Source organism: Chryseobacterium pennae, assembly GCF_003385515.1.
Taxonomy (GTDB): domain Bacteria; phylum Bacteroidota; class Bacteroidia; order Flavobacteriales; family Weeksellaceae; genus Chryseobacterium; species Chryseobacterium pennae.
Genome location: NZ_QNVT01000045.1, coordinates 1 through 24,139 on the forward strand (window position 1 = coordinate 1; position 24,139 = coordinate 24,139).

The following is a 24,139-nucleotide window of genomic DNA, read 5'->3' on the forward strand; positions in this document are numbered from 1 at the left end:
TATCATCACCGATGAACTGGAAGACAATGTGATAGCTATGTACTCCAAAGGCATGAGTACACGCGATAGTTGCAATTATATAAAGGAATGTCATGGATATTTCAGCTACAGGAAGGGAGGAAAAAAATCACTCTCAATATGTAGGGCTGTACCAAGCTTATAGCAAAAAGATTTAATCCCCATGCATCACAGTTATTGGCTTCAAACCAAAAATGGGATAAATTTTACACTTTAATACGTAATCAGTTGATTATCATTAAGATTTAAAAACTAACATATTATCTTCAATTGAAAAATTCTTATTTTGTGAATAAGATAGAGCATTTAATACTAAAAAAACATCAATAATCTCTTTTTAATTTATCATTTTTTGAGATTAGGCTTTAAACCAAATATGGGACAGGATGTCCACTAAACCTTATCCTTAACTGATTTTTAATGAATTAATTTTAACAATATCAAAAAATGGCTAGTTTATACATGAAAATTGAAAGTGAGAGATTTGATTACTAAATAATCTTTTGTTCTTATAAGATCATGTAGATTAGTGTTTTTTTTGGCTGTTTTGTATTGGGAAAGAGATAAAATATTAGCTGGATTTGTGAGTTTTTAGATGTTTATTTAAAGTTTTAGTCTATTAATTTAAAGCCGATTCCTCTGATGTTTAATATCTCTACAGAGGAATCAAGAACAAAGAATTTACGCAAACGTGTTATATAGACATCCATGCTTCGTGCTGTAAAAATATTATCGTCTCCCCATAACTTAAGCAATGCCATTCTACGTTCAAGTACCTGATTTTTATGAATAATCAACAGATTTAATAATTCGGCTTCTCTCTGAGATAAATTAATGGTTACATTGCTGTGGACAAGTTCGAGTCTTTTAATATTAAATTGGAATTTACCAATTGTATTATCTATTAAGGTATCTGAACTACTTTCAATAGGATCTACTGAAGTTCTTCTTATTAATTTTTTTATTCTTAATATAAGTTCTTCCATACTAAAGGGCTTTTTCATGTAATCATCAGCACCAATTTCCAATCCTTTTATAACATCAGCAGTTTGTGATTTAGCCGACAAAAAAATAATAGGAACTAAATCGTCTACTTTTCTAATGTCTTCAACTAAAGAAAAACCATCCTTTCGGGGCATCATGATGTCTACTACACAAATGTCGGGTTGGTTATTTTTAAATTTCACCCAACCTTCAACACCATTATCTGCAATCTCTATTTCGAAACCCTTCATTTCTAAGGTTTCTTTCACGACCATTGCCAACATCGACTCGTCTTCTACTAATAAGACTTTTATTTTATTCATTTGTTTGGTAATTTTATAATAAAAGTAGTCCCTGAATTTAATTTGCTTTTAACAGTAATCTCTCCATTTAATTTATTTATAAGCGTCTTTACAAAGCTCAAACCTAATCCATACCCTTTCACATCATGAAGATTTCCGTTAGGAACCCTGAAAAATTTATCAAATATATAAGGAAGGTATGCGGAATCAATTCCTTTGCCATTATCTTCAACATGAAATTGAACTCCATTTTTAATTGGAGAGACCATTAGGAGAATATCGACTCTATTATCAGCATATTTTACTGCATTATCCAGCAAGTTAGAAAGCATGGTCTCAATTATATATGGATCAGTGTAAAGATCGTTTTCTTCTAATTGATTGGTATATTTTATATTGACATCTTCATTAGTAGTAAATCTATTGATGATGGATATGATTAAATCATTTAACTGTACTTTAACAAGTTTGGAAGGATCTAAGCGATCATTATATTGTGCAATATCCAGTATCCTGTCTACATTATGATCCAGTTTCTTCAGAATATCATGATTAAGGGTAAGGTATCTTTTTGCCTTGTCGGTATCATTAATGGCATTGAAATTTAGCAAAGCTTCATTTGATGACTTCAATATTGATATCGGAGTACGAAGCTCATGGGTCATATTGTTGATAAAGTCATTTTTAATATCATCCAGTTTCAATTGTCTTTTTATCGTGAGGGCCATAAAATAATAGCTTCCCACTGATAATAGAATAAGAATCAGGGAAACGGATAGCGAAACTATATTTTGTTTCATTATGAAAATATTAAAATTATTAATCTGGACTTTTATCAGTGTATTATTTTTTGATAACTGCACAGGGATGTAGAAAACATTTTTAAGTGGAATTTTGTCATGACTTAAAGAAAGATTAAAACTAACATCAATATTATTTCTGCTCAATTCTTGGTTTATTATAGGAGCCAATTCTTTCAAATTAACTGACTTCAATGTTGATGCTTTTAACTGCAAAAGCATTTTTTTTATAATTGGCAATTGTTCTGTAGGTATTTGAATGGGATATATTAGCATTCGGTAAGGTTGTTCCTTTATAGTATCCTTGTTTTTCTTTTTGGGATCAACATCCCATTTCTTTGTCGCGTAATATATGCGTTGATCGTCATTTCTTATAACAGGTATTGAATCGAGTTGCTTGAGCTGATAAATCTCAATACTTTTTTTCAGCGTATTATCTATTGCTTTATTTAAATTTTTCTCTGCAGTTTTATATGAATTAAATAGCCAGTATAACTGAAAAATGAAAATGCAGCATACAGTAATGGATGCAATTAAAAATACTTCTTTTAATTTCTTATTCATTTTTTGTTCGGTATTTAAGGTGTAGAAGTTATCAAAATATTTACAGCTATCACAAATGTACAACTTATTTGGACTGTGATTTACAGTGGTTAACACTAGTTAACACTAGTTAGTAGTCGATTAACAATTTAGCTTATAGGACTTCTTTAAGTTTGCACTATCAATTAATCAAAAATGTATTAGTAAATAGGTAGATAATGATTATAAAATTATTAAGGTTCCTATAATGTAAAAAAAATGGAAATGAAAAGTAAAAATTGGTTTTTATTAATTCTCCTATTTTTAGCGATAGGACTCAACGCACAGATCAAAAATCCTGTAAAATTTAAATTTACAGTCAATGATCTGGGAAACAATCAATACGAAGCTGTATTGAATGCAACGATGGAAAGTGGATGGCACATTTATTCAAAAGACCTGCCTGAAGATACAGGAATCCCAACTGAATACAAAGTTTCCGGAAAGAATATCGAGCTGATCGGAAAATTTACAGAAACTGGGAAAAAGAATGAAGAATTTTCTGAAGCCTTCGGCGGAAAGATTGTTTTCTATTCTAATGCTGCAGGATTCAAACAAAAATTCAAATTAAAAGATCCTACAAAACCGGGAGATGTTATTTCTGAGATCACTTATCAAACTTGTGATGACCGGGTTTGCCTCGCTCCAAACACCTTGGAGTTCAACCAAAAAATTACCCCAAAAGGAGTTTCTGAAACAGCGGTTCCTGAGGATATCAAAGCAGGCGCTAAGGATTCTGTAAAAGCAGTAGAAACAGTCACCAATAATCCTGTAAAGAGTGAAATAACTATTAATAAGGAAGTTTCCAAGCTTGACCCTAAGAATTTAAAAATTGAAACGCTTGATTTTAAAAATCCTTTAACGGAATGTGGAACTGCTTCAATAAAAGTTTCTGAAAACTATTGGACGTATCTGTTCTTAGGATTTATCGGAGGGCTGATTGCCTTATTAACACCGTGTGTTTTCCCGATGATTCCACTTACCGTTTCATTCTTTACCAAAGGAAGTAAAAACAAAGCCAAAGGAAAAAGAGATGCTCTTATCTATGGATTCTTCATCCTACTTATTTTTGTTTTATTAAGTGTTCCTTTCCATATTATTGACGGTATTGCAGGAAATATCTTTAATGAAATTTCTACCAGCATATGGTTGAATATCACATTCTTTATTATATTTATTTTCTTCGCAGGAAGTTTCTTCGGATACTATGATATCACCCTGCCAAGCTCTATCGCCAATAAATCTTCAAAAGCAGAAGAGGCAGGAGGAATCATTGGTATTTTCTTTATGGCTTTAACGCTGGTTATCGTTTCATTCTCTTGTACAGGTCCCATTTTAGGAAGTTTATTAGGAAGTGCTGTTACAGGTTCTACGAATGTACCCATGTTATTAACTTTTGCACTAGCAGGATTTGGATTAGCTTGGGCAATTATTTTTGGACTTTTAGCATTATTCCCACAAGCTCTGCAAAGCCTTCCAAAATCAGGAGGATGGATGAATACGGTGAAAGTGGTTTTAGGTTTTGTAGAATTGGCTTTGGCTTTAAAATTCTTATCCAAAGCAGACTTAGTGTCTAAAACATTCTTCTTAAAAAGAGAACTGTTCATAGCCATCTGGATTGTTATTGCCATAGGCTTAGCCTTATATTTATTCGGACTGATCAGATTCCCGCATGACGACAAAAAACCAAAAATTTCTATCGGAAGAAAAGTTTTGGGTGTATTGGGAGTAGGATTTGTTATTTATTTATTCCAGGGGTTAATTCCTTCAGAACGTCCAAAACTTCAATTATTAAGTGGTATTCTGCCTCCGTTGAACGTTAGCTATTTCCATGATGAGAAAGACGGCATATTGGGAATGCATCCTGAACATGACTTCTTCACCGCGATTGAAATTGCTAAAAAAGAAAGCAAGCCTATCCTGATTGACTTTACGGGCTACGGATGTGAAAACTGTAGAAAAATGGAGGAATTCGTATGGAGCGAACCGGACATTTTACCTATTCTTCAGAACGATATTGTACTGGCTTCTCTGTACGTAGATGATAAAGAAGAGATTCCTGAAGCTGAACAGACTAAAATCGACCTTGGAGAAGGACAGATTAAAAAAGTAAAAACAATCGGTGACCGATGGAGCTTATTCCAACAGGTGAATTTCAATAACAATTCCCAGCCGCATTATGTTTTGGTAACTCCGGACGGAAAAGTAATCAATACTCCTGTATCGGGGTATATGCCGAAAGAGGATTTCAAAAAATTCCTTGAATGTGGAGTCAATTATTACAAAAAAGTAAAATATTAAATAAAAAAGCATGAAAAAGTTAATCGTTTTATTACTAATCATCTTTGGAGCTTGTACCTATGCCCAAGGAATTAAATTTGAAGAAAGTAAATTTGCAGATATTCTAACTAAGGCTAAAAATGAAAATAAACTTGTCTTCATTGATGCTTACACTACATGGTGTGGGCCATGTAAATTAATGGCAAAAAATATTTTTGTTCTTCAGTCTGTAGGAGATTACTACAATTCTAATTTTATTAATGTAAAAATTGATATGGAAAAAGGGGAAGGGAGAGATATTGCTAAAAAATATAATGTTTTTTCTTTTCCAACCTATTTATTCCTCGATGGAAACGGCGAAGTAGTTTTTAGAAGTGGGAGCAGTCTCACCGAGCAAAAATTAATACAAGTAGGAAAAGATGCTCAAGATCCAACTAAACAACTTGCACTATTAAAAAAGAGGTTTAATGAAGGAGAAAAAGACCCCACTTTCTTAAGAAACCTATTTATAGTTTCGGTCGAAGATCAGGAATTTTCCAACAAAATAGTCAATCGGTATTTTAAAGGAAAAAAAAATATAGAGAGAGAAGATTTAAAAATGTTTGAAAATAAGATGGATAATACTGACACACCACTCTATAAAATATTTAAAGAGAGAAAAGCAGAGATTTTAAAACTTATACCACAGGATAGGTATAATATGATGAATGAGTATGCCATAAACTCGACTCTTTTATCAAAATATTACGATGAAAAAACAAAAATAATTAATGAACCACTTTATTTGAGTGAAGCCGAAAAATATTATGGAAAAGAAAAAGCACTCACACTTCTACAAAGTCATAAAATAAGCATCGCATTGAAGAACAATGATATACCGACTTTTGAAAAATTATCATTAGAATTTCTTAAAAATTATACTGAAATTGATGGTAATAGACTTGCTGCATTTGCTTTGTCTTTTTTTAAAGAAGTAACTAATAGATCTTCCTTAGAAAAAGCAATTCAATGGGCGCTAGAGTCTGTAAAGAAAGGTCAGAATTATATAAATACAGAAACATTAGCTAATCTTTACAATAAAGTTGGAAATAAGAATGATGCAAAAATATGGGCTGAAAAGTCCATTGAATTGGCAAAAAAAGAGGGACAAGATTCTTCTGAGGCACAAAAATTAGTAGACAGTTTAAAATAAAATTAGACTTTGGAATAAATAAGGTTGATTGTTCATCTTATAACTTGTTTAGATTTTGTCTAAATATTTATATAAAGTTCAGACCCGTTGTGCATTATGCTTGAAAAGAAATAAGTTGTTCATTTGAACGAAAAATCAGTAAATTGTTTTACCACAAAACATTTACAATGAACAACTTAATTTCAAATTACGAAAGAATTTTGGAAGTTTTAGAATAATTTCAGATGACACACTTTTATCTTACCAAAGAGGTGTTCGCCGAATGAATGATTTGGAGGTTGTAAGCCGAGCCTTGACAGCTGAATATATGGGAATTGATAGCGAGAATCATTTATTCCGTTAGCTTCCTATTTTATGAGCAAGAAAATAGAGCGCAGTGTTTACAATCAAAGAAAGCGAAAATTATCTATTATTTTAAATATCAGCTATATTGACCAGTCGTTTTCAATTTAAATTGTAATAGCCAGTATTTAACCGGACAGTCAATTCATTTAGTGTACGTCAGCTAAGTCTCTATTAATCTGTTTATTCTGTTGTGTTTTAAGCCAATCAAACTAAATATTATCACTATTCGTGGTATTGTTAGTTTGATTTTCTATTAATGTTTCTAGCATACGTTCTTTAGCTAGGTAAATGCTACCTTCAAAAGTCTGCATAGGAGTTTTCCCATAACAAAATTTATCTGTATGTGTTCTGTCCTGGTTATAATATAGCATCCAATTATCCAGATCAGCTTGCAGTTCCAGAACCGTCCTATACACTTTTTTCCGGAAGGCAACAGCATAAAACTCTTCCTGTATAGTGCGGTAAAAACGTTCACATATCCTATTTGTTTGTGGGCTTTTAGCTTTAGTACGCGTATGGTCGATATCCTCTATTGCAAGATATAATTGATATTCATGCTGATCTCTAACTCCGCAATATTCCGTGCCACGATCAGTGATAATTCGTAATAATCTAATATCCTTCTATTTAAAAAATGGCACAACTTGATCATTTAACATATCTGCCGCAACTAAAGCATTTTTTCTATCATATAACTTAGTCATAGCAACTTTAGAATAAATATCTGTAAATGTTTGTTGATAAATATGTCCAACACCTTTGATATTACCTACATAATATGTGTCTTGAGCACCAAGAAAACTAGGGTGGAATGTCTCAATCTCACCATATGATTTTTTTTCTTCTTTAGCCCTTTCTAAAACTGCTAACTGTGATTCCGTAAGAAGAATACCTTCTTGAGCAGACTTAGCCTCCAATGCTTTAAGACGAAGTTTGAAAGTTTGTAAGTCGTGACGTAGCCAAATGCTTCTAACAACAACTGGAGAAATCAATATTCCCTTCTTTTTTAATTCATTTGATACACGTAATTGACCTAAGGCTGGTTGATCAATTGCTAAATTAACTATAGCTTGCTCTATAGTTGCTTCGACTCTGTTTTTTAAGATAGGTTTCTTCTTGATAACTCTTGAAGAGCCTGTTCCCCAACTTGCTCGTACAATTCTTTGAAGCGGTAAAACCTATCTCTAGAATACATGCACGAGAGACATTTCCAAGGTGATGAGCCTACTCTAAAACACCTAACTTGTTTTAATGATTTTTTCTTGTGTAGTCATAATTCTAATTTCTGATTCAGTTATTAATTTATCATAACTGTCAGATTAAATCTTGACTACTTCAATTTAAATTGACCATACAGTTTCAGTTTAAATTGACCACCTAATTTCGGGGTAAAATAACCTCCGCTTTTTTACATTGAACTACTGTTTGTTCATGAGTTATTTATTATTCAAATATAAAAATATTAAGATTTACTTACTGTTTTGTTCTTTCTCATGGATTCACCGTGCAGCTCAAGACGATGAGCCTGTCCAGAATAGCGTCCGCTATTATTTTTTCTCCAATAATATCATACCACCCTGAACTGGGATTTGTGAAGTTACAATGATAGACCCGTTATTATGGCGGTCTTCAATAATCTCTAAAAGAGTAATACTGTTACTGCTGTCTAATGCCTGAAGCCCAAAGTCATCCAGTATAATAGCGTCCTGCCTTTGGATTTTGGCAAGTTCCCGGAGATAAAAACCATCAGCTTTAGCTATTTTTAATTTGGCAAACAGCTTGGTGGTATTAAAGTAATTGACCTTAAACCCCTCTATATATGCCTCATATCCTAATGCTGTAGCCAAATAGCTTTTTCCGACTCCGGTACTGTCAGTAATTAAAATATTTTCATTTTTCTCTACAAATTCACATTCTCCCAAACGCAGCACCTGATTACCTTCAAAATTACGGGAAGTATCAAAATGAAGACTTTCAATGCTTGATTTGTAATGGAATTTAGCATTTTTAATGCTTCTTTCTATACGTCTGTTGTGTCTTTCATCCCTTTCTGCATCGATAAGCATTGATATAAATTCATCAAGGGGGTAATGTTCGGTTTTTCTACTTTCAATGGCTGTTTTAAAAGCATTATGCATCACGTAAAGATTCATCTGCTTCATTTTTGTTACTGTGGTTTCATTCATACTTGCAAAATTTTATTAAATTATTATTAGTTGTAATATTGTTTCCCCCGGATGTTATGATGTTGGGAAAGCTGCTGTTCCTGATTTTCAGGAGCTACGGTGTCTAGGTTGTTTTCTAAAATTTCCTGTATCGTTTTAAAGTTGTATATCTTAAAATCCAGTGCCCGTTTACAGGCACCAATTAATCTCTCTGTGTCTACTTTCTTTTCAAAACCCAATATCCTCATACAGCTTTTATAGGCGTGCTCAAGATGATTTCGACTTTCAATGATTTGTAGGATATACCCTTGTACAGAAGGATCAATATTGCCCGCCCATTCAATAAGCCTTTCGGCACTCCATTGAGAGACAAACCGGTGGGTACTGGCCAGATGCTCCGAAGAGGTAGTATAGGCATAAGGTTTATGGCTTCTTTGGTAGGTCGCTATTCTGTTGTATTTGTAGTAAATTTCCACAGCCCCGGATGTATATAAAAGTTTTACTTTTTTCCTTATATACTGATAAGGAACTCTGTAATAGATCTTATCCTGACTCAGCTGAACATGTCCGTTCTGCATCACGGTAGCAAAAGACTGGTATTTAATCTCAAAATGTTCTGTGGGGTAGAGCACGCAGCTCGTGTCTTTCATCTCCTATAAATCCAGACGGGGATAAGGACATCCGGTGAGTTTGCGGCGATTATGAGACTCTATCAAACTTGATATTTCCCTGTTGAGATCCTCTATATTGTAGAATTTCTTTTCATTAAGAGGCACATAAACTCTTGTGTGTAGTATTTTCACAACGCCCTCTACCAAAGCTTTATTTTTCGGTTTGTAAGATCGGGCAGGAAGAATCGTCGTGTCATAGTGTTCCGCAAGATCCAATAAGGTTTCATTGATCTGAGGTTCATAGCGACAACTTTTTGCAACCGCAGATTTTAAATTATCAGGAACAATAGCCGCTGGAACTCCCTGAAAAAAACGCATTGAATTTTCTACAGAGCGTACAAAATCTTCTTTTTTCTGACTAGGGGAGGCTTAAGCATAAGTGTACTGGCTGGATCAAAGGATAGCTACAAAAAATTGCACTTCTTTTTCTGCTCCTGTTTCTTTATCAATAATGCAAAGGGTTTGGCTTGCGTCATCGATATACATTTTGTCTCCAGATTTGTGCTCAATGTGCATCGCTGGATTAACCCGCTTACTCCAGAGTTTGTAGTAATACCTGAATCGAGTGCGACCAAGACCATCAGGATAAAGACCAATAAACTTCTCCCACATATGAAGAGTCGTAACCCCTACTTTTTTAAGCTCTCTTTCCATTTGTGGAAAAAAAGAATATAAAGTCTCTAATCTGGCATTCACGGGAACCGTTTTTCCTGAAGAAAACAGTTCTTCCAGTTCTGTATCACTTTTCGAATCAATGGCTTCAAAGGTTAGACCCTGTAATTCAAATAATGAGATATACTTCTTTATCGTGTTTCTGGAAAGGGAAAGATAATTACTTATAAATAATTTACTCTTGCCATCACAATACAATTTAATTGCTTTTCTAATTTTACTCATGTCTGTTATTTTGTTGGCCATAATTCGATATTTTTTAACGAATGTATGGGCATAACTCAATGAATAAAGCAATAGTAGTATTTGGATAATTATTCTAAAATTGTAGGTGGTCAATTTAAACTGAAAATGCATGATCAACTTAAACTGAAAAATGTTGTCAGTTTGAACTGAAATTATGTGATCAATTTTACCGTTTTTTCCACCAACATTTTTTCAATTATTTAGGACGTTACTGAAGGATTTCTATAATCCATTAAAAAATGTAGAAGATTTAACATTTAGGTAACCATATTGCCTAATAGATGAGTCATAATTTTCTTGCTCTTTCTCTTTTATAAATGTAGCAGCATATGATATTAATTCTATTTTAACAACTATGTCACTTTAATTGTTTAGAAATCAAAGACTTAGTTTAATGAAGGGTGTTTGTAGTACCTCTTTTTTTAATTATCAAAAGCTTGATTAATATATTTGATGAAGAAAAACATAGACCAGCTATAATTAATGTGCAACACAAACATATATATAATGGATTGAAAACGTTAGAATCATAATTTCTCATGCGTGTTTCTGAACAAAGGTTGTAAATAAATAATAGGTATCATTTAATCAATCTTATCTATTATTTTAACCTTTGTTGATTCCTAATTTAAACTTTGGTTTAGAAATAATAATAACCTTGATCTACTGCTTTTACCATGCAGTAAACGGATATTAATATTGTAATAGCGTAAAGAAGGCTATGTTGTAACCATACGGCCTAAATTTAACTCAAAATTTAATAAAAAAATATGAAAAAAATTTTTACCTGCTTCTTTTTTATTTCTTTCTTTACTACGATTGATGCACAATATTGTATAGCAAGGTCGTCGTCACCATTCTCTAGTAATGCACATATACGCAATGTCACTGTCAACCCAACGAACTCTGGACAGATGTCCAGCAATTCTGGATTCAGTAACCATACAGACTATAGTAACGACTCTAATAGGCAGATTACTCTGGTCAGAGGTTCTATAAACAACACAATTTCTATAACTAAAAATATATCTGGATTACAAAATCTAGCACTAGGAGTATGGATTGATTTTAATCAAAACGGAATTTTTGAGACAGGTGAACGCATATTAACATCACCAAATAACAGTATATCACTTATCACGGGCTCGTTTGGAGTTCCAGCTGGATCCTACAATGGTACGCTTACGACTCGTATGCGTGTTGTTGCCAACGAATCTAATTTTGCTATTGCTGCATGTGGGGTATTTGCGTGGGGAGAAGTTGAAGATTATGCAGTGAAATTTATAGATCCACCTTGTAATGGTGTACCAGGGAATATCTTAGTTTCCAACATTACATCTACCACTGCAAATATATCGTGGAATGCCACAACAAATGCTACTTATGTACTAAGATATAGAGTTGCCCAAACTAATATATGGACTATGGTTACTTTGACGAATCCGCCTATCAACATATACAGTTTCACAGGATTGAGTGAGCAGACTCAATATGAAGTTCAGGTCGCAGCCGTATGTAATGGAACGCAGGGAGTTTATTCCCCTTCAATAACATTCACTACACCGCCTTTGCAATATTGTGGCATGTCCGGAACAGGATCTAATGATCATATTTCTAATGTGAGTGTATTTTCCTCAAACCTAGGTGTACCGATTATGAATAATAGTTCTTCGCAAACTAATTATATTAAGTACACAGCACCCAATACCTTAGTTACTTTAGATATTGGATCTCAGAATAATAGTATTTCTGTACAAAAAAGCTGGACAGGGGGGCTTACCAATGGCGCTGCTATTACAGCCTGGATTGATTTTGATAGAAATGGAGTTTTTGAATTGTCAGAGCAAATTTTTGTTTCCCCTGCAAGTACAGTCAGTCCGGTTGCTGCTACATTTGCTGTTCCTCCAAATGCTTATTCAGGACCTTTAACAACCACAATGAGGGTTGTACTGCAGCGAGCAGGTGCTCCAGTAATGTGCCAGAATGCTGTTAATGGAGAAGTAGAAGATTATACAGTTAAATTAAGACCATGTAGCTACAGCCAACCTAATCAGCCCACAATTACCTCTACACATAATTCTGCTACAATCAGCTGGACTGGTGTAACAAATAATGTGAGTTATGTTGTAAGATATAGAATTCAGGGACTATCTGCAGGACCATGGACATTGTTATATGCTTCAACTCTTTTGGGAAATATTCCTCTTATTGTGACTGGATTGGCTTCTGCAAAAACTTATGAAGTGCAGATTGCAGCTGTATGTGGTGATGTTGTAGGTCCATTTACTCCTATTAAGACGTTTGAAACAAGATGTGATCCTACACCTCCAAACATTACCATCAGTAATGTTACAGCAAACTCGGTGTTAGTGACTTGGACCCCGCTTGCCGTTGGACCTGCATATGTTATGAGGTGGAGAAAAGTAGGAGAAACAGGATGGCTTAATCCTGTAATTAATCTACCTGTGCAGCCTGCTAACACATATACCCTAAGTAGTCTGAATCCAGACACAAAATATGAAATACAAATCGCGAATCAGTGTTCTGGGGAAAATACTTTGAATGCGTATTCAACCCCGGTAGTATTTACGACCATAAGGATATGTAAACTCTCTCCTTTAGGACTTACCGTTATTAATTCTACCCCTACTACTGTGGAAATTAAATGGGATTCTTTCCCAGGTTCCACATATCTGCTGAGATATAGAAAAGTAGGAATTCCCAGTTGGACTAATATTATGACAACAAATAGTAGTTATACCATAACAGGACTGGCAGAACTTACGAAATATGAAATGCAGGTCGCAAATATGTGTAGTGGTATTTCAGGAGATTTTACGCCTCTTTATTTATTCATTACCCCAACTGTAAAATACTGTCCTATGGCTGCAGAAAATGGGAAAGAAGAATATATTTCAAAGGTAACAATTATTCCAAATGGAAAACAAGTAATGGAAAACATCTCAGAAGCTTCCAATTATACCAACTATACAGAAACTCCTTCTGCTTTCATACAATTGATTCAAGGATCTGTTGATAATGAAATTGTCATCGAAAAGAAATGGTTAGGAGCAACACGCGATGAAGGTATTGCTGTATGGATTGATTTCAACAGAAATGGGTATTTTGATATTGACGAAAAAATCTTTGTGTCCCCCCCAAATACAGCTAATGTTGTAAAAGGAAAATTCTCTGTACCAGCAGATGCATTTATTAGTATGACTGATTACAAATATGTTATTATGAGGGTGGTTATGCAAAAGGGAAGTGTTCCTTTAAATTGTACAAGTTTTGACAATGGAGAGGTTGAAGACTATAGTGTAAAAATCTCTAAGCAGACTGTTCCAAATCCGGTTAACCAGAATGATGTTTTAATCTATCCTAACCCTGTAAGTACGGTATTACATATAACGAATATCAGTAAAAGAGCGGAATACAAGATATATAATACCGTAGCGCAAATCATAGACCAAGATATTTTGCTGAACGGTGAGATCAATGTGGGCGAGCTTAGAAATGGTGTTTATGTAATCGAAATTGAAGACAATGGTAAGTCTCTTCAGAAAAAATTTATCAAAAAATAAAATTGTAAATAATGAAAAAAATTCTTTTATTAAAATCTCTTGCATTTGCTTATCTTTTAAATGCACAAAGTGTTGTATACAGCTATGGATTTGATTCTGCTTTTCCTGGAAATTGGACAATAACAAATCAGAGCTTGCCCCCTTCGCCTACAGCTGGATTATGGAAAAAGGCAGCCTATACGGCACCTTTAGGAAACCCTTTAGTATTTAGCAGTCAGACAGCTAATGATATTCCGCGTGGCCAAGCAGGAGGAATTAATTCGTTTGCCGTAGTTGGTTCTAATAGTGTTGCTAACATAGGGGATATTAGTAATTGGTTAATCAGTCCTGCTGTAATGGTAAAAGATGGAGATGTGGTGAGCTTTTTTACCAGAAAAGGAAATGGAATAGTGGATCGGGCAGACAGGTTGGAAGTACGCTATAGTACCGCTTCATCAACCGTAAATCCTGCTCCAATGACATTGGGGAGCTTTACAAGCTTTGGAGTAAGTGTAAATCCAGGCTTATTACAAGGGTTTAATTATCCAAGAAATTGGCAAAAATATCAATTTGTTATTTCAGGCGTCGGCCCAAACCCTAAACCTGTTAAATTTGGCTTTAGGTATTATGTAGTGGGTGGCGGACCAAATGGAATTAATTCTGACTTAATTGGCATAGATACATTCTCTATAAATCGAAGTCAGCTATCTGTAAGTGAGTCTCCAGACAAATTAAAATTTTCAATATCTCCCAACCCCGTCTCTGATTTTCTTACTATTAAGTCTGAACCAAAAATCAAGAGTGTGGATGTTTTTGATATGAGTGGAAGAAAGATGATCGTACTCATAAGTGATGATAGAATCAATGTGAAAAGTCTTCAACCAGGTAATTATACGATAAGTATTACAACAAATGAAGGTAGAATGTCAAAGATATTTATTAAAAAGTAAAGCTTAATAAACTGTATACAGGATTGAGAAACACAGGCCATATCGGAACTTGAGATAAGTTGCAAATTCCCACAAGATTTTAAGTTACATTGTGCATGTAGTTTTAGTTTGATATGAACACCTAATTAAATGTCAGGACTTTTTTAAAAAATTATTATTTTAGTTTACTGATCAATAGAGTCCATAATTGATTGGTCAATGCCTCCTAATTAGAGGTGTTTAAAAAGTCTTTAAAAAATATCCCTACAACAAAAAATGTTGTGGGGAATTTTGATATTTGTCCTTAAATTTTTAACTTTAAAGTGCTCCCAAACAATCAAGGTATGTAGTACAGTTTAAATCTTTGCCATCCAATAGACTAGTTTATTTCCTGAAGTTATTTTGATAAAATAACGTTATTTCGGTTTAAAATACTGAACCTGATGTATTTGGAAGGATCATTTATACCTGCTCCTACATACGAACCCAGCTGATGTCTTTCAGCCAGATATTTATCCATAACAGGATTACTGTACACTTCAACTCTTTCAATTTTCCCTTCCGCTGTCAGCATAGAGATAATTACCGGTTTTGCCTCTTTTCCGGCTTCTACGGCATCTTTCAGAAGATGTCTCAGAGACGCGAGATCTACTCTGTAGGCCTGTTTCACTTCAGCATTTTTCTCATTTCTGATCCTTTCTGTTCTACCGGCTCCCATTTCTGACAATAACAGCAGTTAATCCGGCAGCCAATAAACTCACTAATAGAATTCTCTTTTTCATAAACCTAATGAATAAAGTATTTGATTTAACTTAAATGAAATTTTATCAATTATCGAATATTACCAATTCTCGTTTTAAATTCATGAAAACACTATTGTTTGATTGTATTATGTGAAATAAACGTATTAAAGAATGAAGATTCATTTAAACAACTAAAACTATTTATAACAACTTAACATGTACATAAAGTCAGACACTTTCCTATCGTAACAATCTGTATATCAATATGTTTAAATTTTATCAAGATTTAACATAATGTAGATCTAAGGGGAGAAGTTCATTAGATGATGAAGATTGTACAGCAATAGTAGGATACTGAAATTTCAATATGTTGTCAATATTGCTTGCTTAAAAAAAAAGGATTCTATCCATCTAGTTTCACAAAAAAGCTGTCTGACAATCCAGACAGCAATCCTAATTTTTTTTTTATGAAAAAAATTGAAAATCATCCGGTCCATAATTCATGTATTGAAAATTCAAACCTAAAAATCAGGACTCTACATGCATACTACTTCAAAATTCTAGGACAGTAGCTGTCAAAAATGAAAATGTTTGGGTCATATGGTCTGATTACTCGTTTAATTGAAGTTGTGACCAATAACACTGTAAAACACGCGATACCTTTCTAAAAATCAGCGAGATAAAGTCCATATTCCCACTTTATCACATTATTAAATATTAATCAAAGTAATAATGAATGAAAAAAAATAACAATGTAGTACCTAAGTAGTATAATATTTTTCTTACTTCTTAAGAAAAAGTGCAATTTTTGCCCTAAGAAACAATAAGTGGTGAAAGTGGTTTTATCACCAATTCATCATCAGTAGAGAGCAGCATATAAGAGAAATGGTGATAAGGCCACGCTTTACAGTTATTGTGTTGGAGTAAGCTTTTGGAATATAATTTTTTCCGATTTTAAGTAACATTAATACTGTATTCTCGCATTAGCAAGTTCCCCAAAAATATAGTGACCGAGATTTCTCAATTACGAAAAAATACATATTACGAAAGAAATTTAAATTATATTATAGAAAAAATAAAGCATAGTGAAATGGCCAAAATCAAAGTAATATACTGTTGATATACCTAAAACTACCTTTATAAGTGGTTTCAAAAAGATATAACTAAAGAATTAGTAATATATCTCCATGGATGTCAAATTTTAAAACACAATAAAATATAAAATGATAGAGATGCAAAGAAAAGGTCCAAATTATAAAGTGATCTACATGGATATCTTAGAAAAGCTTCCTCAAAAGAAGAAAAACTGCATGCCGATTCTGAATAAATCTATAATGTCTACAATGGATATAATTAAACTTAATAAACTGATTTTTGGAATTAATAGAGAATCTGAGAAAGAAAATCAGAAGCATCGTTCATATGTTGAGACTGATATTTTACATATTTTAGATTATCAAACAAAACATAAACTCACTAATACAAGCCTAGCACAAGTTTTTAAATTAAGCAGAAATACAGTTGCAAAATGGAAGAGAATTTATATTCACCAAGCTAAAAAGAGTTAGAGAATTGAATAAGACTCTTTAAACCAAATAGGTTAAGGGAATATCTTTATCTACCAACAAAAAAACAGATTCATTTCCCCAAATTGAATTATAATCTGAAATGAGATGAAATGCTAATTCAACTGTAAACGAAAAAGTATAGGAAGAAATTCTTATGTGTTTAGACTCCATTATCGCATTTAACAATTGTGAATATTGACAACAAATAAAAGAAATTATGTAATGAAGCAAACTTATCACATCCACTACTTAAGCTTTCAAAAATAAAAAAATGAATAGGTGCCAGACCAAATTCATAACAAAGTCAATGGTAGATTTAATTCAAAATTGTCTTGGACGAGAGATTTCCAGTACAAATGAGATAGACAACTACACTAAGAAGTTATTGAAATAACTAATGGGATCTTAAAGAATAAAAAGAATTGTATAGATGTTTTATATAATAATTACATGTATTTCTTATAATCTTAAACTTTGAGTACTCACACTAATAATTAAGTAACACCCATAAATTTATTCTTGTTACTTATTTGAAAGTAAATTAAACTTTCAAGAAATAGTTCTTAATATTTAATAATAGCTTAATGTCATGAAAAAAATTATTTTGATAAAATGTTGTTTATGTTTTCCTGCTGACCTTTATAGCCAAGTTGGAATAGGCACAAAAGATGTTAACCCAGGTATCATACTACAAGTGGAAAGCGCGCCACAACAAGATAGCAACTATAAAGGTGGTATCTTGTTCCCAAGAGTTGCTCTTACAGCAACTAATCTATTCGCTCCAGTAATAGGAACCCCTACCACCGGACTTATGATATTCAATACAGCCACAAATGGTTCTGGTACTACAGCGGTAAGCCCTGGATTTTACTACTGGAACAATATTGCTGTGAATTGGCAAAGAGTAGTCCAAAAAAATGTCAATGAAACAGCATTGTTTGCCAATAAGGATACAAGTGTTGATTTAAATAGTGACGATTCAACTTTTGCTGATTTATTTGCTAATGTAAGGTTTAATAATAATCCAACGCTTTATGAAAAGAAAAATGCGACCACTCTCCAAATAAATGAAGTGGGTTATTATAAGGTAATACTTAATCTCGATTTAGCTTCTTCTGGAGGTGCTGATAATTTTGGTGTTGAGATTCTTGTAAATGATGCTAGTGATATTGTTTCGGACAATATGTATATTCCTGGGAGATGGGACAATGAAGGCGGTGCTGAAGATAATTTCCCCACAGGGAAAAGTTTTGTAATATATGTTCCTATCAATAGTGCGGGGCATACTCTAAAAGTAAGAACATATCAACTTGATCCTGGTACAGATGTGCATTTTAAAAATGTAAACACTTCCACAATTTCTATAGAAAAAATAAGATAAAAAATGAAAAATAAATTTTTATATACTATAGTATTAAATGTCATTGCGAATATTAATACTATAAGGGGTCAAGTAGGTATAAATACCGCAGTTGTAGAAGATGGAGTTATATTACAATTAGAAGCACCTGATAAGGGAGTTTTATTTCCTAGAGTGGCATTAATATCACGTACCTCTACAAAGCCATTAGCTTCTACATTACCTACTGGAACTATGATTTTTAATACAGCAACGGCAGGTAGTTTTCCTAACACTGTAACTCCCGGGTTGCTTTCGTGGAATGCAGAAGACCAACAATGGACAAATATGAATTCAAGTATTACTACAGTATTGGTAAAATACACCAATTCTGAAGTTGCAACAAATTATAATACAGCTGATTGGCAAAATATAAAACTTTTCGGAAACAAAATTATAAATGAAAGTCAGTCTGTATATCAAATTAATACGACCAATCAGAGTGTAAAAATAAATAGCTCGGGATTGTACTCCATTTCTTCATTGTTATCTTTTGATAGACTTGGTCCAGGGAATGCTGAAGGTAGATTATCCTTATGTGCAAGAGTGTTTGTAAATGGTATCGCGAGAGGAACAGAACAAGTTGTATCACCTGGTTTTACGACTTCCATAACTTCTAAGCGAGGTTTATTCTCGCATTCTTTTACAGAATATCTTCTATTAAATGACGGAGATGTACTAAGTGTAATGATAAAAAGAACTAAAGGTGTTTACAGTTCAAGGTTTGGAACGTCTAAAGTTCAGTTTTTAGCAAGTGGAGATTCAAGTATCTCAATAGCTCGTATTCGTTAATAATAAAATAGTAATGAAAATAAATTTTAGCATTGTATTAATCTCTGTTTTTACAACTTCTACTTTCGGTCAAGTGGGTATAGGAACTACCACGCCTGCATCATCCTCTGTGTTAGATATTGTTTCTACAAATAAAGGAGTATTAATCCCCAGAGTTGCATTAATTTCGCTTGATAGTAAATTACCATTATCAGGAAGTATACCCGATGGTTTGTTGGTTTTTAATACAGAAAAGGCGGGGACAGGCATCAATACAGTAATTCCAGGTGTTTATGTATGGATTAATAATAAATGGAATTTCCCAGGAGAAGTTGGCAGAACCCAATCAAAAGCCGTACAATATACGAACGATGCATCAAGCTTAACAAATTTTAATCCATCGTTCGTGTCTACACCTTTGAATATAGATATATTTGGGACAGAGGTTTTTAATGATGATAATGCTATATTTGAAAAAATAAATGCTAATCAACTAAGAATTAAAAAAGCTGGGCTTTATCTTGTGTCTCTAAACTTAGCACTTAAACAGAATCCTGCAATAAAAAACTCTAGATTAAGTGATTACATTTATTTTAATTTAGATAATACATTAGCTTCGTCTAAAATTGTTACTTTAGTTCCACAATATGATCCAACAAAGGTTAACATTGAAGGACGTTTTACATTTGGTTCAAACTCTTATATCAATGCGAAAGATGGGCAAATATTAACATTAAATTCACAAAGGTATAAAGATGGGGTAAACTATAATGGAATAGTTAATTACGATGATGTAAGCCTTTCTAGTGTTACGATTATTAAACTGCAGTAGAAACATATTAGTTCCTAAGTAGTACGATGGTACAGAAAAATACTGCGTGTCATTCGCTTACTATAAGCTTGGTAGGAGAATTTTCAAGACTTTAAACTGATAAATTAGAAAATGAATTAACCTATTGTGGTAAGCCTTATTCACTTATTATCCAACCACCATCTTATTTTGCATTAAGTTCGGACAAAAAGGCAGAATCTAAAGGTAAATTTACTGAATTTTTTATCTTAAATAAATTTTGATATCGTGTGATCTTCCCTAACCTATGTACACTCAAAAGTAGAGTTTTTGGTTGTCTTGTCCTGAAATAGCTTTACACAAAATTGTAATGTATATGACAAAAAAGAGTAATTTGGATAATTCCAAGCCATTCCACAGAGTTGGAAGATCTTATCCGGAAGAGTTAAGAAAGGAGGCTTGTGCAAGAAGTTGAAAGCGGGCGACTCAGTCAACGTGCTGTAGAGAGGACTTATAAAATTAATCGGAGAACCATTGACAGTTGGATAACCCAATTTTCTTTACTTCCTTTGGCATCTAATGGACTGACTGCAAAGCCGATGAAGGAACCAAATGAAAGCTCAAAGATAAAGCTACTATCCAAACAAGTTTCAGAAGTGCAAAAGGCCTTGGAGAAGGCCAACCTAAACATAAATAGATTAGAAACGTTAATCCAGGTTAGCGAAGAAGAACTTAAAATCAAAATAAGAAAAAGGCCTGGTGCCAAACAGTCAAAAGAATGAGGCAGAGCTATCCCTATGTAAGTCTAAGGGATCTCTGTGCACTGTTTGGCGTAACACGACAAGCTTATTAGGACGCTATCCGACATGCTGAAAAAGCTGCTATGGCTAATATGGTTGTACTGACGCTGGTGAAAGAAAGACGGACTCAGATGCCTACTCAAGAATGATCGTTGGTTACTCTTTGCATCCAACTTTAGAGGCGATTGGTTGCTTAAAGGCATTGGAAATGGTGATCACAGGTTGGAAGCATTTATCTCCATTTTATCTCATCCATCATCCCGATCGAGGTATGCAGTATTGTTGCAATGAATATACAGAAATGCTCCGGCGTTATGGCATTGCCATTAGTATGACGCAGAGTGGTAGCCCTTATGATAACGCTCTAGCTGAGCGCGTTAACGGTATTCTTAAAAATGAATTCTATCCTAATCGCGTACATCAAAATCATAAGGATGCAGCCAAAAGCATTGATAAGATTTTTAGAATTAAAGAGCGCCACAATATTGCCACAATCTTTTCTTTTGCTTTCAAAAATCAATTTTGAAGCCTTTTTTTAGCTGGTGCGGAAAGCGAGGGACTCCCACTCACCCCTTATACACGCTGTATTAATGCAATTTTAACATTAAAAATTATAGTGCCATGAAACATGCCACAACTTTTTAAACATTTTAAAAATTATGAAAAATGCACTGGCAATGATTTGGTTGCTATTACAAAATATAATCTATAATTTTTTACGACCTGTCTCAAAGAACAATTTTGTGTAACATTACAAATACACAAAAAGTCCTACTTATGAAATGCATGCAATCCTTAATATCTTTACAACAAAAAATCCAAACAAATAGCTTTTATTGTTTAATTCAAGTAATGATCTCCATTCTAGCCTTTAGCACGCTAAATTTCTTAATAAAATACAAAAGGCATTAAGGCGACCTAGGTTATCGATACAGCTTGAATTTTCGATCAGCTGGAAAAACCAGAGAACATTGATCCCATTTTCACCAAAAACATGTAGTTAGCAATCAACTGGTTTACAATTGATTGCCTTTGATTTAAAATTAGTGTATGGATCAATCAAATCGGTAAATGTAAGAAGGTATTGGAAATGTTATTTAAGTAAAAAAAAACGATCATTTCCGAACGATTTATAAATTTTACCAGATCTTAATTCTGTCTTCTGGTTTTTTGTATAATTTGTCACCAGGCTTCACATCAAATGCCTTGTAAAATGCATCAATGTTCACAATAGGACCTAAACACCTGAAATACTCAGGAGAGTGCGGGTTAGTTTTCACCTGGTGTACCATATATTCTTCACTGGCAAGAGTTCTCCAAATGGTTGCCCAGCTCATGAAAAATCTCTGATCCTGAGAGAATCCACTGATTTTTCCTGGATTTCCTTTATCTTTTAAATACATCTGAAGCGCATCGTAAGCGATGTTTACTCCACCTAAGTCCGCGATATTTTCACCGTTTGTGAAAGTACCGTTCACGTTATTTCCTTTTACCGGCTCGTATTTGTCATACTGAGCAGCAAGAGCTTTTGTTGCTTTTTCAAAGTTTGCTTTATCTATAGGAGTCCACCAGTTTACCAAATTCCCTTCTTCATCAAAACGAGATCCAATATCATCGAATGCATGACTCATTTCGTGTCCAATTACAGCACCAATTCCTCCGAAATTAACTGCTGGATCCGCTTTTGAATTGAAAAAAGGTGGCTGAAGAATAGCAGCCGGAAATACAATTTGGTTATATGGCGCATTATAAAAAGCAGATACTGTTTGAGGTGACATTGCCCATTCAGATTTGTCTACAGGTTTTCCAATTTTAGACAAATTTTTATTATAACTCCATTCTGAAATATTTTGAAGATTTTTGTACAATATTCCTTCACTGCCATCAGAAGTGATGTTCAATTTAGAGTAATCTTTCCATTGGTCTGGATAAGCAATTTTCATAGAAATTTTATTCAATTTATTCATCGCTTTTTCTTTTGTTAAAGGAGACATCCAAGCTGTATTGCTAATATGGTCTGCAAAACTTCTTTTTAAATAACCTACTAATTCAATCATCTGAACTTTAGCCTCAGCCGGAAAGTATTTTTCAACATAAAGCTTTCCAAATGCTTCACTTAAATTTGTATTAATTAAATCATATCCTCTTTTATTAAGAGTTTTTTGCTCTTCTCGACCAGATAAATATTTACCATAGAAAGCAAACTGCTTCTTATCCAATGTTTCACTTAGATAAGAAGCAGTTTCGTTGATTAAATGAAATTTTAAATAATCTTTAATGACAGGAAGATTCTTAGTAGTAATTAGCTGATCAAGGGATCTATAATAATTGATTTCCCATATAATCACCTTATCTGTATTTACTCCAACTTTTTTCAGGTAAGCAGGAAGATCTATATTTTTCACTAAAGCAGAAAGCTCTTCCATTGTTTCGGGATTATACTGAAGATCTATATCCCGAGTCTGTTCATTTGTAAGATAAGTCTGTACAATACTTTTTTCGTAATTAACAATACTTTTTGCTGCCTCATCGGCATTTTTGTATCCCAATTCTTTCAGCATTGAAGACACATATTTCTCATATTCGGAAAGGATTTCTGTGTGTTTTTTGTTTGACTTTTGATAATAATCTCTTCCCAAACCTAAAGTAGCAGTTTCCAAATAAACAGCATTCATTTTAGAGTTTTTAAGATCTGCTTGTACTTGCCATTTGTACAAAAAATTCCCTCCGATTTTTGTTACAGAAATAAGATAGTTTTGCAGATCAGTAAGATTTTTAATTGCATCGATTTTTTTTAAGTTACTCTGAATAGGCTTAATTCCATCTGCATTTCTTTTCTGCATGTTCAAATAGTTTGCATATAGGTCCTGAATTTTTTTACCCTCACTGCCATCAGCAAATTTATCTTTTAAAAGACTATTCAAGATCGTCATTAAGTTATTATCTGTATCTTCTTTCAACTTTTCCCTACTCCCCCAAATTCCTTTATCTGATGGGATTTTAGCTGTTTTCATCCAGGTTCCGTTTACGAAGTTATAGAAGTCATCCTGTGGCCGAATGGATGTATCCATTAGACTAATATCTAAGCCTCTATCTGTGTTATTATCTACTGTTTTAACCTGAGCATTCACCATATATTGTAGGCAAATTCCAGCTAATAAAAGCAGAGAGGATATTATTTTTTTCATATTTATAAGTTTATACAATAAGTTTCTTTTTTACTTCGTTATGTTTTAGAGGCAAATTTAACAATTTATTTTCTCAAAAAAGCAGTGACAATTCAAATGTAGAATTATTTCGAGAAACTAAATCACTATGG

17 protein-coding genes and 3 pseudogenes are annotated in these 24,139 nt (G+C 33.4%); 11 read left to right on the plus strand and 9 right to left on the minus strand.

Annotated elements, in window-relative coordinates:
- Window positions 1-629: 629 nt before the first annotated feature.
- Both DRF65_RS27140 and DRF65_RS27145 read right to left on the minus strand, forming a co-directional pair.
- A complete protein-coding gene (locus DRF65_RS27140; protein WP_115973833.1) occupies window positions 630-1,325 on the minus strand; it encodes a response regulator transcription factor in 696 nt (231 codons plus the stop codon).
- Entirely contained in the window at window positions 1,322-2,668 is a 1,347-nt protein-coding gene (locus DRF65_RS27145) for a sensor histidine kinase (protein WP_115973834.1), read from the minus strand. The genes DRF65_RS27140 and DRF65_RS27145 overlap by 4 nt, the downstream gene beginning before the upstream one ends.
- A gap of 243 nt (window positions 2,669-2,911) precedes the next feature.
- Between DRF65_RS27145 and DRF65_RS27150 the strand changes: the two genes are divergently transcribed.
- From DRF65_RS27150 to DRF65_RS29370, 3 genes and pseudogenes are all read left to right on the plus strand, one after another.
- Window positions 2,912-4,987 carry a protein-disulfide reductase DsbD family protein gene (locus tag DRF65_RS27150; RefSeq protein WP_115973849.1) on the plus strand — a complete coding sequence of 692 codons (2,076 nt, stop codon included), beginning with the start codon at window positions 2,912-2,914 and terminating at the stop codon, window positions 4,985-4,987.
- A 10-nt stretch (window positions 4,988-4,997) separates the two neighbouring features.
- Window positions 4,998-6,158 carry a thioredoxin fold domain-containing protein gene (locus DRF65_RS27155; protein WP_115973835.1) on the plus strand — a complete coding sequence of 387 codons (1,161 nt, stop codon included), beginning with the start codon at window positions 4,998-5,000 and terminating at the stop codon, window positions 6,156-6,158.
- A gap of 167 nt (window positions 6,159-6,325) precedes the next feature.
- A pseudogene (locus DRF65_RS29370) lies at window positions 6,326-6,578 on the plus strand (IS982 family transposase); the annotation flags it as partial.
- A 134-nt stretch (window positions 6,579-6,712) separates the two neighbouring features.
- Here DRF65_RS29370 and DRF65_RS27160 read toward each other — a convergent pair.
- From DRF65_RS27160 to DRF65_RS27180, 5 genes and pseudogenes are all read right to left on the minus strand, one after another.
- A pseudogene (locus DRF65_RS27160) lies at window positions 6,713-7,727 on the minus strand (integrase core domain-containing protein); the annotation flags it as partial.
- Between the two features lie 323 nt (window positions 7,728-8,050).
- Window positions 8,051-8,689 carry an ATP-binding protein gene (locus DRF65_RS27165; RefSeq protein WP_228438981.1) on the minus strand — a complete coding sequence of 213 codons (639 nt, stop codon included), beginning with the start codon at window positions 8,687-8,689 and terminating at the stop codon, window positions 8,051-8,053.
- Between the two features lie 26 nt (window positions 8,690-8,715).
- A complete protein-coding gene (locus DRF65_RS27170) occupies window positions 8,716-9,318 on the minus strand; it encodes a Mu transposase domain-containing protein (protein WP_123947445.1) in 603 nt (200 codons plus the stop codon).
- Between the two features lie 3 nt (window positions 9,319-9,321).
- Window positions 9,322-9,657 (minus strand): transposase, encoded by a 336-nt coding sequence (locus DRF65_RS27175; RefSeq protein ID WP_115973837.1) that lies wholly within the window; start codon window positions 9,655-9,657, stop codon window positions 9,322-9,324.
- A 75-nt stretch (window positions 9,658-9,732) separates the two neighbouring features.
- Window positions 9,733-10,236 (minus strand): hypothetical protein, encoded by a 504-nt coding sequence (locus DRF65_RS27180; protein WP_123947446.1) that lies wholly within the window; start codon window positions 10,234-10,236, stop codon window positions 9,733-9,735.
- Window positions 10,237-11,027: 791 nt separating this feature from the next.
- Here DRF65_RS27180 and DRF65_RS27185 point away from each other — a divergent pair.
- Window positions 11,028-13,841, plus strand: coding sequence for a GEVED domain-containing protein (locus tag DRF65_RS27185; protein ID WP_115973839.1), 2,814 nt, complete (start codon window positions 11,028-11,030; stop codon window positions 13,839-13,841).
- An 11-nt stretch (window positions 13,842-13,852) separates the two neighbouring features.
- On the plus strand, window positions 13,853-14,770 hold the full coding sequence (locus DRF65_RS27190; protein ID WP_115973840.1) for a T9SS-dependent choice-of-anchor J family protein: 918 nt from the start codon (window positions 13,853-13,855) through the stop codon (window positions 14,768-14,770).
- Window positions 14,771-15,146: 376 nt separating this feature from the next.
- Here DRF65_RS27190 and DRF65_RS27195 read toward each other — a convergent pair whose 3' ends face one another.
- The gene (locus DRF65_RS27195; RefSeq protein WP_115973841.1) at window positions 15,147-15,467 is read right to left on the minus strand and encodes a hypothetical protein; all 321 of its coding nucleotides are present in this window, start codon (window positions 15,465-15,467) and stop codon (window positions 15,147-15,149) included.
- A gap of 1,293 nt (window positions 15,468-16,760) precedes the next feature.
- Here DRF65_RS27195 and DRF65_RS27205 point away from each other — a divergent pair.
- The 6 genes and pseudogenes from DRF65_RS27205 to DRF65_RS27230 form a co-directional block, all read left to right on the plus strand.
- Window positions 16,761-17,060 (plus strand): helix-turn-helix domain-containing protein, encoded by a 300-nt coding sequence (locus DRF65_RS27205; RefSeq protein ID WP_228438983.1) that lies wholly within the window; start codon window positions 16,761-16,763, stop codon window positions 17,058-17,060.
- Between the two features lie 589 nt (window positions 17,061-17,649).
- Window positions 17,650-18,441, plus strand: a complete 792-nt coding sequence (locus DRF65_RS27210; protein ID WP_115973843.1) for a hypothetical protein — start codon at window positions 17,650-17,652, stop codon at window positions 18,439-18,441.
- Window positions 18,442-18,444: 3 nt separating this feature from the next.
- Window positions 18,445-19,251 (plus strand): hypothetical protein, encoded by an 807-nt coding sequence (locus tag DRF65_RS27215; RefSeq protein WP_115973844.1) that lies wholly within the window; start codon window positions 18,445-18,447, stop codon window positions 19,249-19,251.
- Window positions 19,252-19,264: 13 nt separating this feature from the next.
- Window positions 19,265-20,062, plus strand: a complete 798-nt coding sequence (locus DRF65_RS27220) for a hypothetical protein (RefSeq protein ID WP_123947448.1) — start codon at window positions 19,265-19,267, stop codon at window positions 20,060-20,062.
- Window positions 20,063-20,481: 419 nt separating this feature from the next.
- The gene (locus DRF65_RS27225) at window positions 20,482-20,802 is read left to right on the plus strand and encodes a transposase (protein WP_115973846.1); all 321 of its coding nucleotides are present in this window, start codon (window positions 20,482-20,484) and stop codon (window positions 20,800-20,802) included.
- Window positions 20,803-20,962: 160 nt separating this feature from the next.
- Window positions 20,963-21,346: pseudogene (locus tag DRF65_RS27230) on the plus strand (transposase); the annotation flags it as partial.
- A gap of 613 nt (window positions 21,347-21,959) precedes the next feature.
- On the opposite strand, the gene DRF65_RS27235 reads toward DRF65_RS27230, so the two are convergent.
- Window positions 21,960-24,008, minus strand: coding sequence for a M13 family metallopeptidase (locus DRF65_RS27235; protein ID WP_115973848.1), 2,049 nt, complete (start codon window positions 24,006-24,008; stop codon window positions 21,960-21,962).
- Between the last annotated feature and the right edge of the window lie 131 nt (window positions 24,009-24,139).

What these genes read in the sequence shown, in the direction of transcription:
- DRF65_RS27145 (WP_115973834.1), bottom strand. Translation starts at nt 2,668, where the DNA reads ATGAATAAGAAATTAAAAGAAGTATTTTTAATTGCATCCATTACTGTA.
- DRF65_RS27205 (WP_228438983.1), top strand. Translation starts at nt 16,761, where the DNA reads ATGGATATCTTAGAAAAGCTTCCTCAAAAGAAGAAAAACTGCATGCCG.
- DRF65_RS27165 (WP_228438981.1), bottom strand. Translation starts at nt 8,689, where the DNA reads ATGAATGAAACCACAGTAACAAAAATGAAGCAGATGAATCTTTACGTG.
- DRF65_RS27175 (WP_115973837.1), bottom strand. Translation starts at nt 9,657, where the DNA reads ATGCGTTTTTTTCAGGGAGTTCCAGCGGCTATTGTTCCTGATAATTTA.
- DRF65_RS27185 (WP_115973839.1), top strand. Translation starts at nt 11,028, where the DNA reads ATGAAAAAAATTTTTACCTGCTTCTTTTTTATTTCTTTCTTTACTACG.
- DRF65_RS27180 (WP_123947446.1), bottom strand. Translation starts at nt 10,236, where the DNA reads ATGAGTAAAATTAGAAAAGCAATTAAATTGTATTGTGATGGCAAGAGT.
- DRF65_RS27195 (WP_115973841.1), bottom strand. Translation starts at nt 15,467, where the DNA reads ATGGGAGCCGGTAGAACAGAAAGGATCAGAAATGAGAAAAATGCTGAA.
- DRF65_RS27170 (WP_123947445.1), bottom strand. Translation starts at nt 9,318, where the DNA reads ATGAAAGACACGAGCTGCGTGCTCTACCCCACAGAACATTTTGAGATT.
- DRF65_RS27220 (WP_123947448.1), top strand. Translation starts at nt 19,265, where the DNA reads ATGAAAATAAATTTTAGCATTGTATTAATCTCTGTTTTTACAACTTCT.
- DRF65_RS27235 (WP_115973848.1), bottom strand. Translation starts at nt 24,008, where the DNA reads ATGAAAAAAATAATATCCTCTCTGCTTTTATTAGCTGGAATTTGCCTA.
- DRF65_RS27215 (WP_115973844.1), top strand. Translation starts at nt 18,445, where the DNA reads ATGAAAAATAAATTTTTATATACTATAGTATTAAATGTCATTGCGAAT.
- DRF65_RS27210 (WP_115973843.1), top strand. Translation starts at nt 17,650, where the DNA reads ATGAAAAAAATTATTTTGATAAAATGTTGTTTATGTTTTCCTGCTGAC.
- DRF65_RS27140 (WP_115973833.1), bottom strand. Translation starts at nt 1,325, where the DNA reads ATGAATAAAATAAAAGTCTTATTAGTAGAAGACGAGTCGATGTTGGCA.
- DRF65_RS27190 (WP_115973840.1), top strand. Translation starts at nt 13,853, where the DNA reads ATGAAAAAAATTCTTTTATTAAAATCTCTTGCATTTGCTTATCTTTTA.
- DRF65_RS27155 (WP_115973835.1), top strand. Translation starts at nt 4,998, where the DNA reads ATGAAAAAGTTAATCGTTTTATTACTAATCATCTTTGGAGCTTGTACC.
- DRF65_RS27150 (WP_115973849.1), top strand. Translation starts at nt 2,912, where the DNA reads ATGAAAAGTAAAAATTGGTTTTTATTAATTCTCCTATTTTTAGCGATA.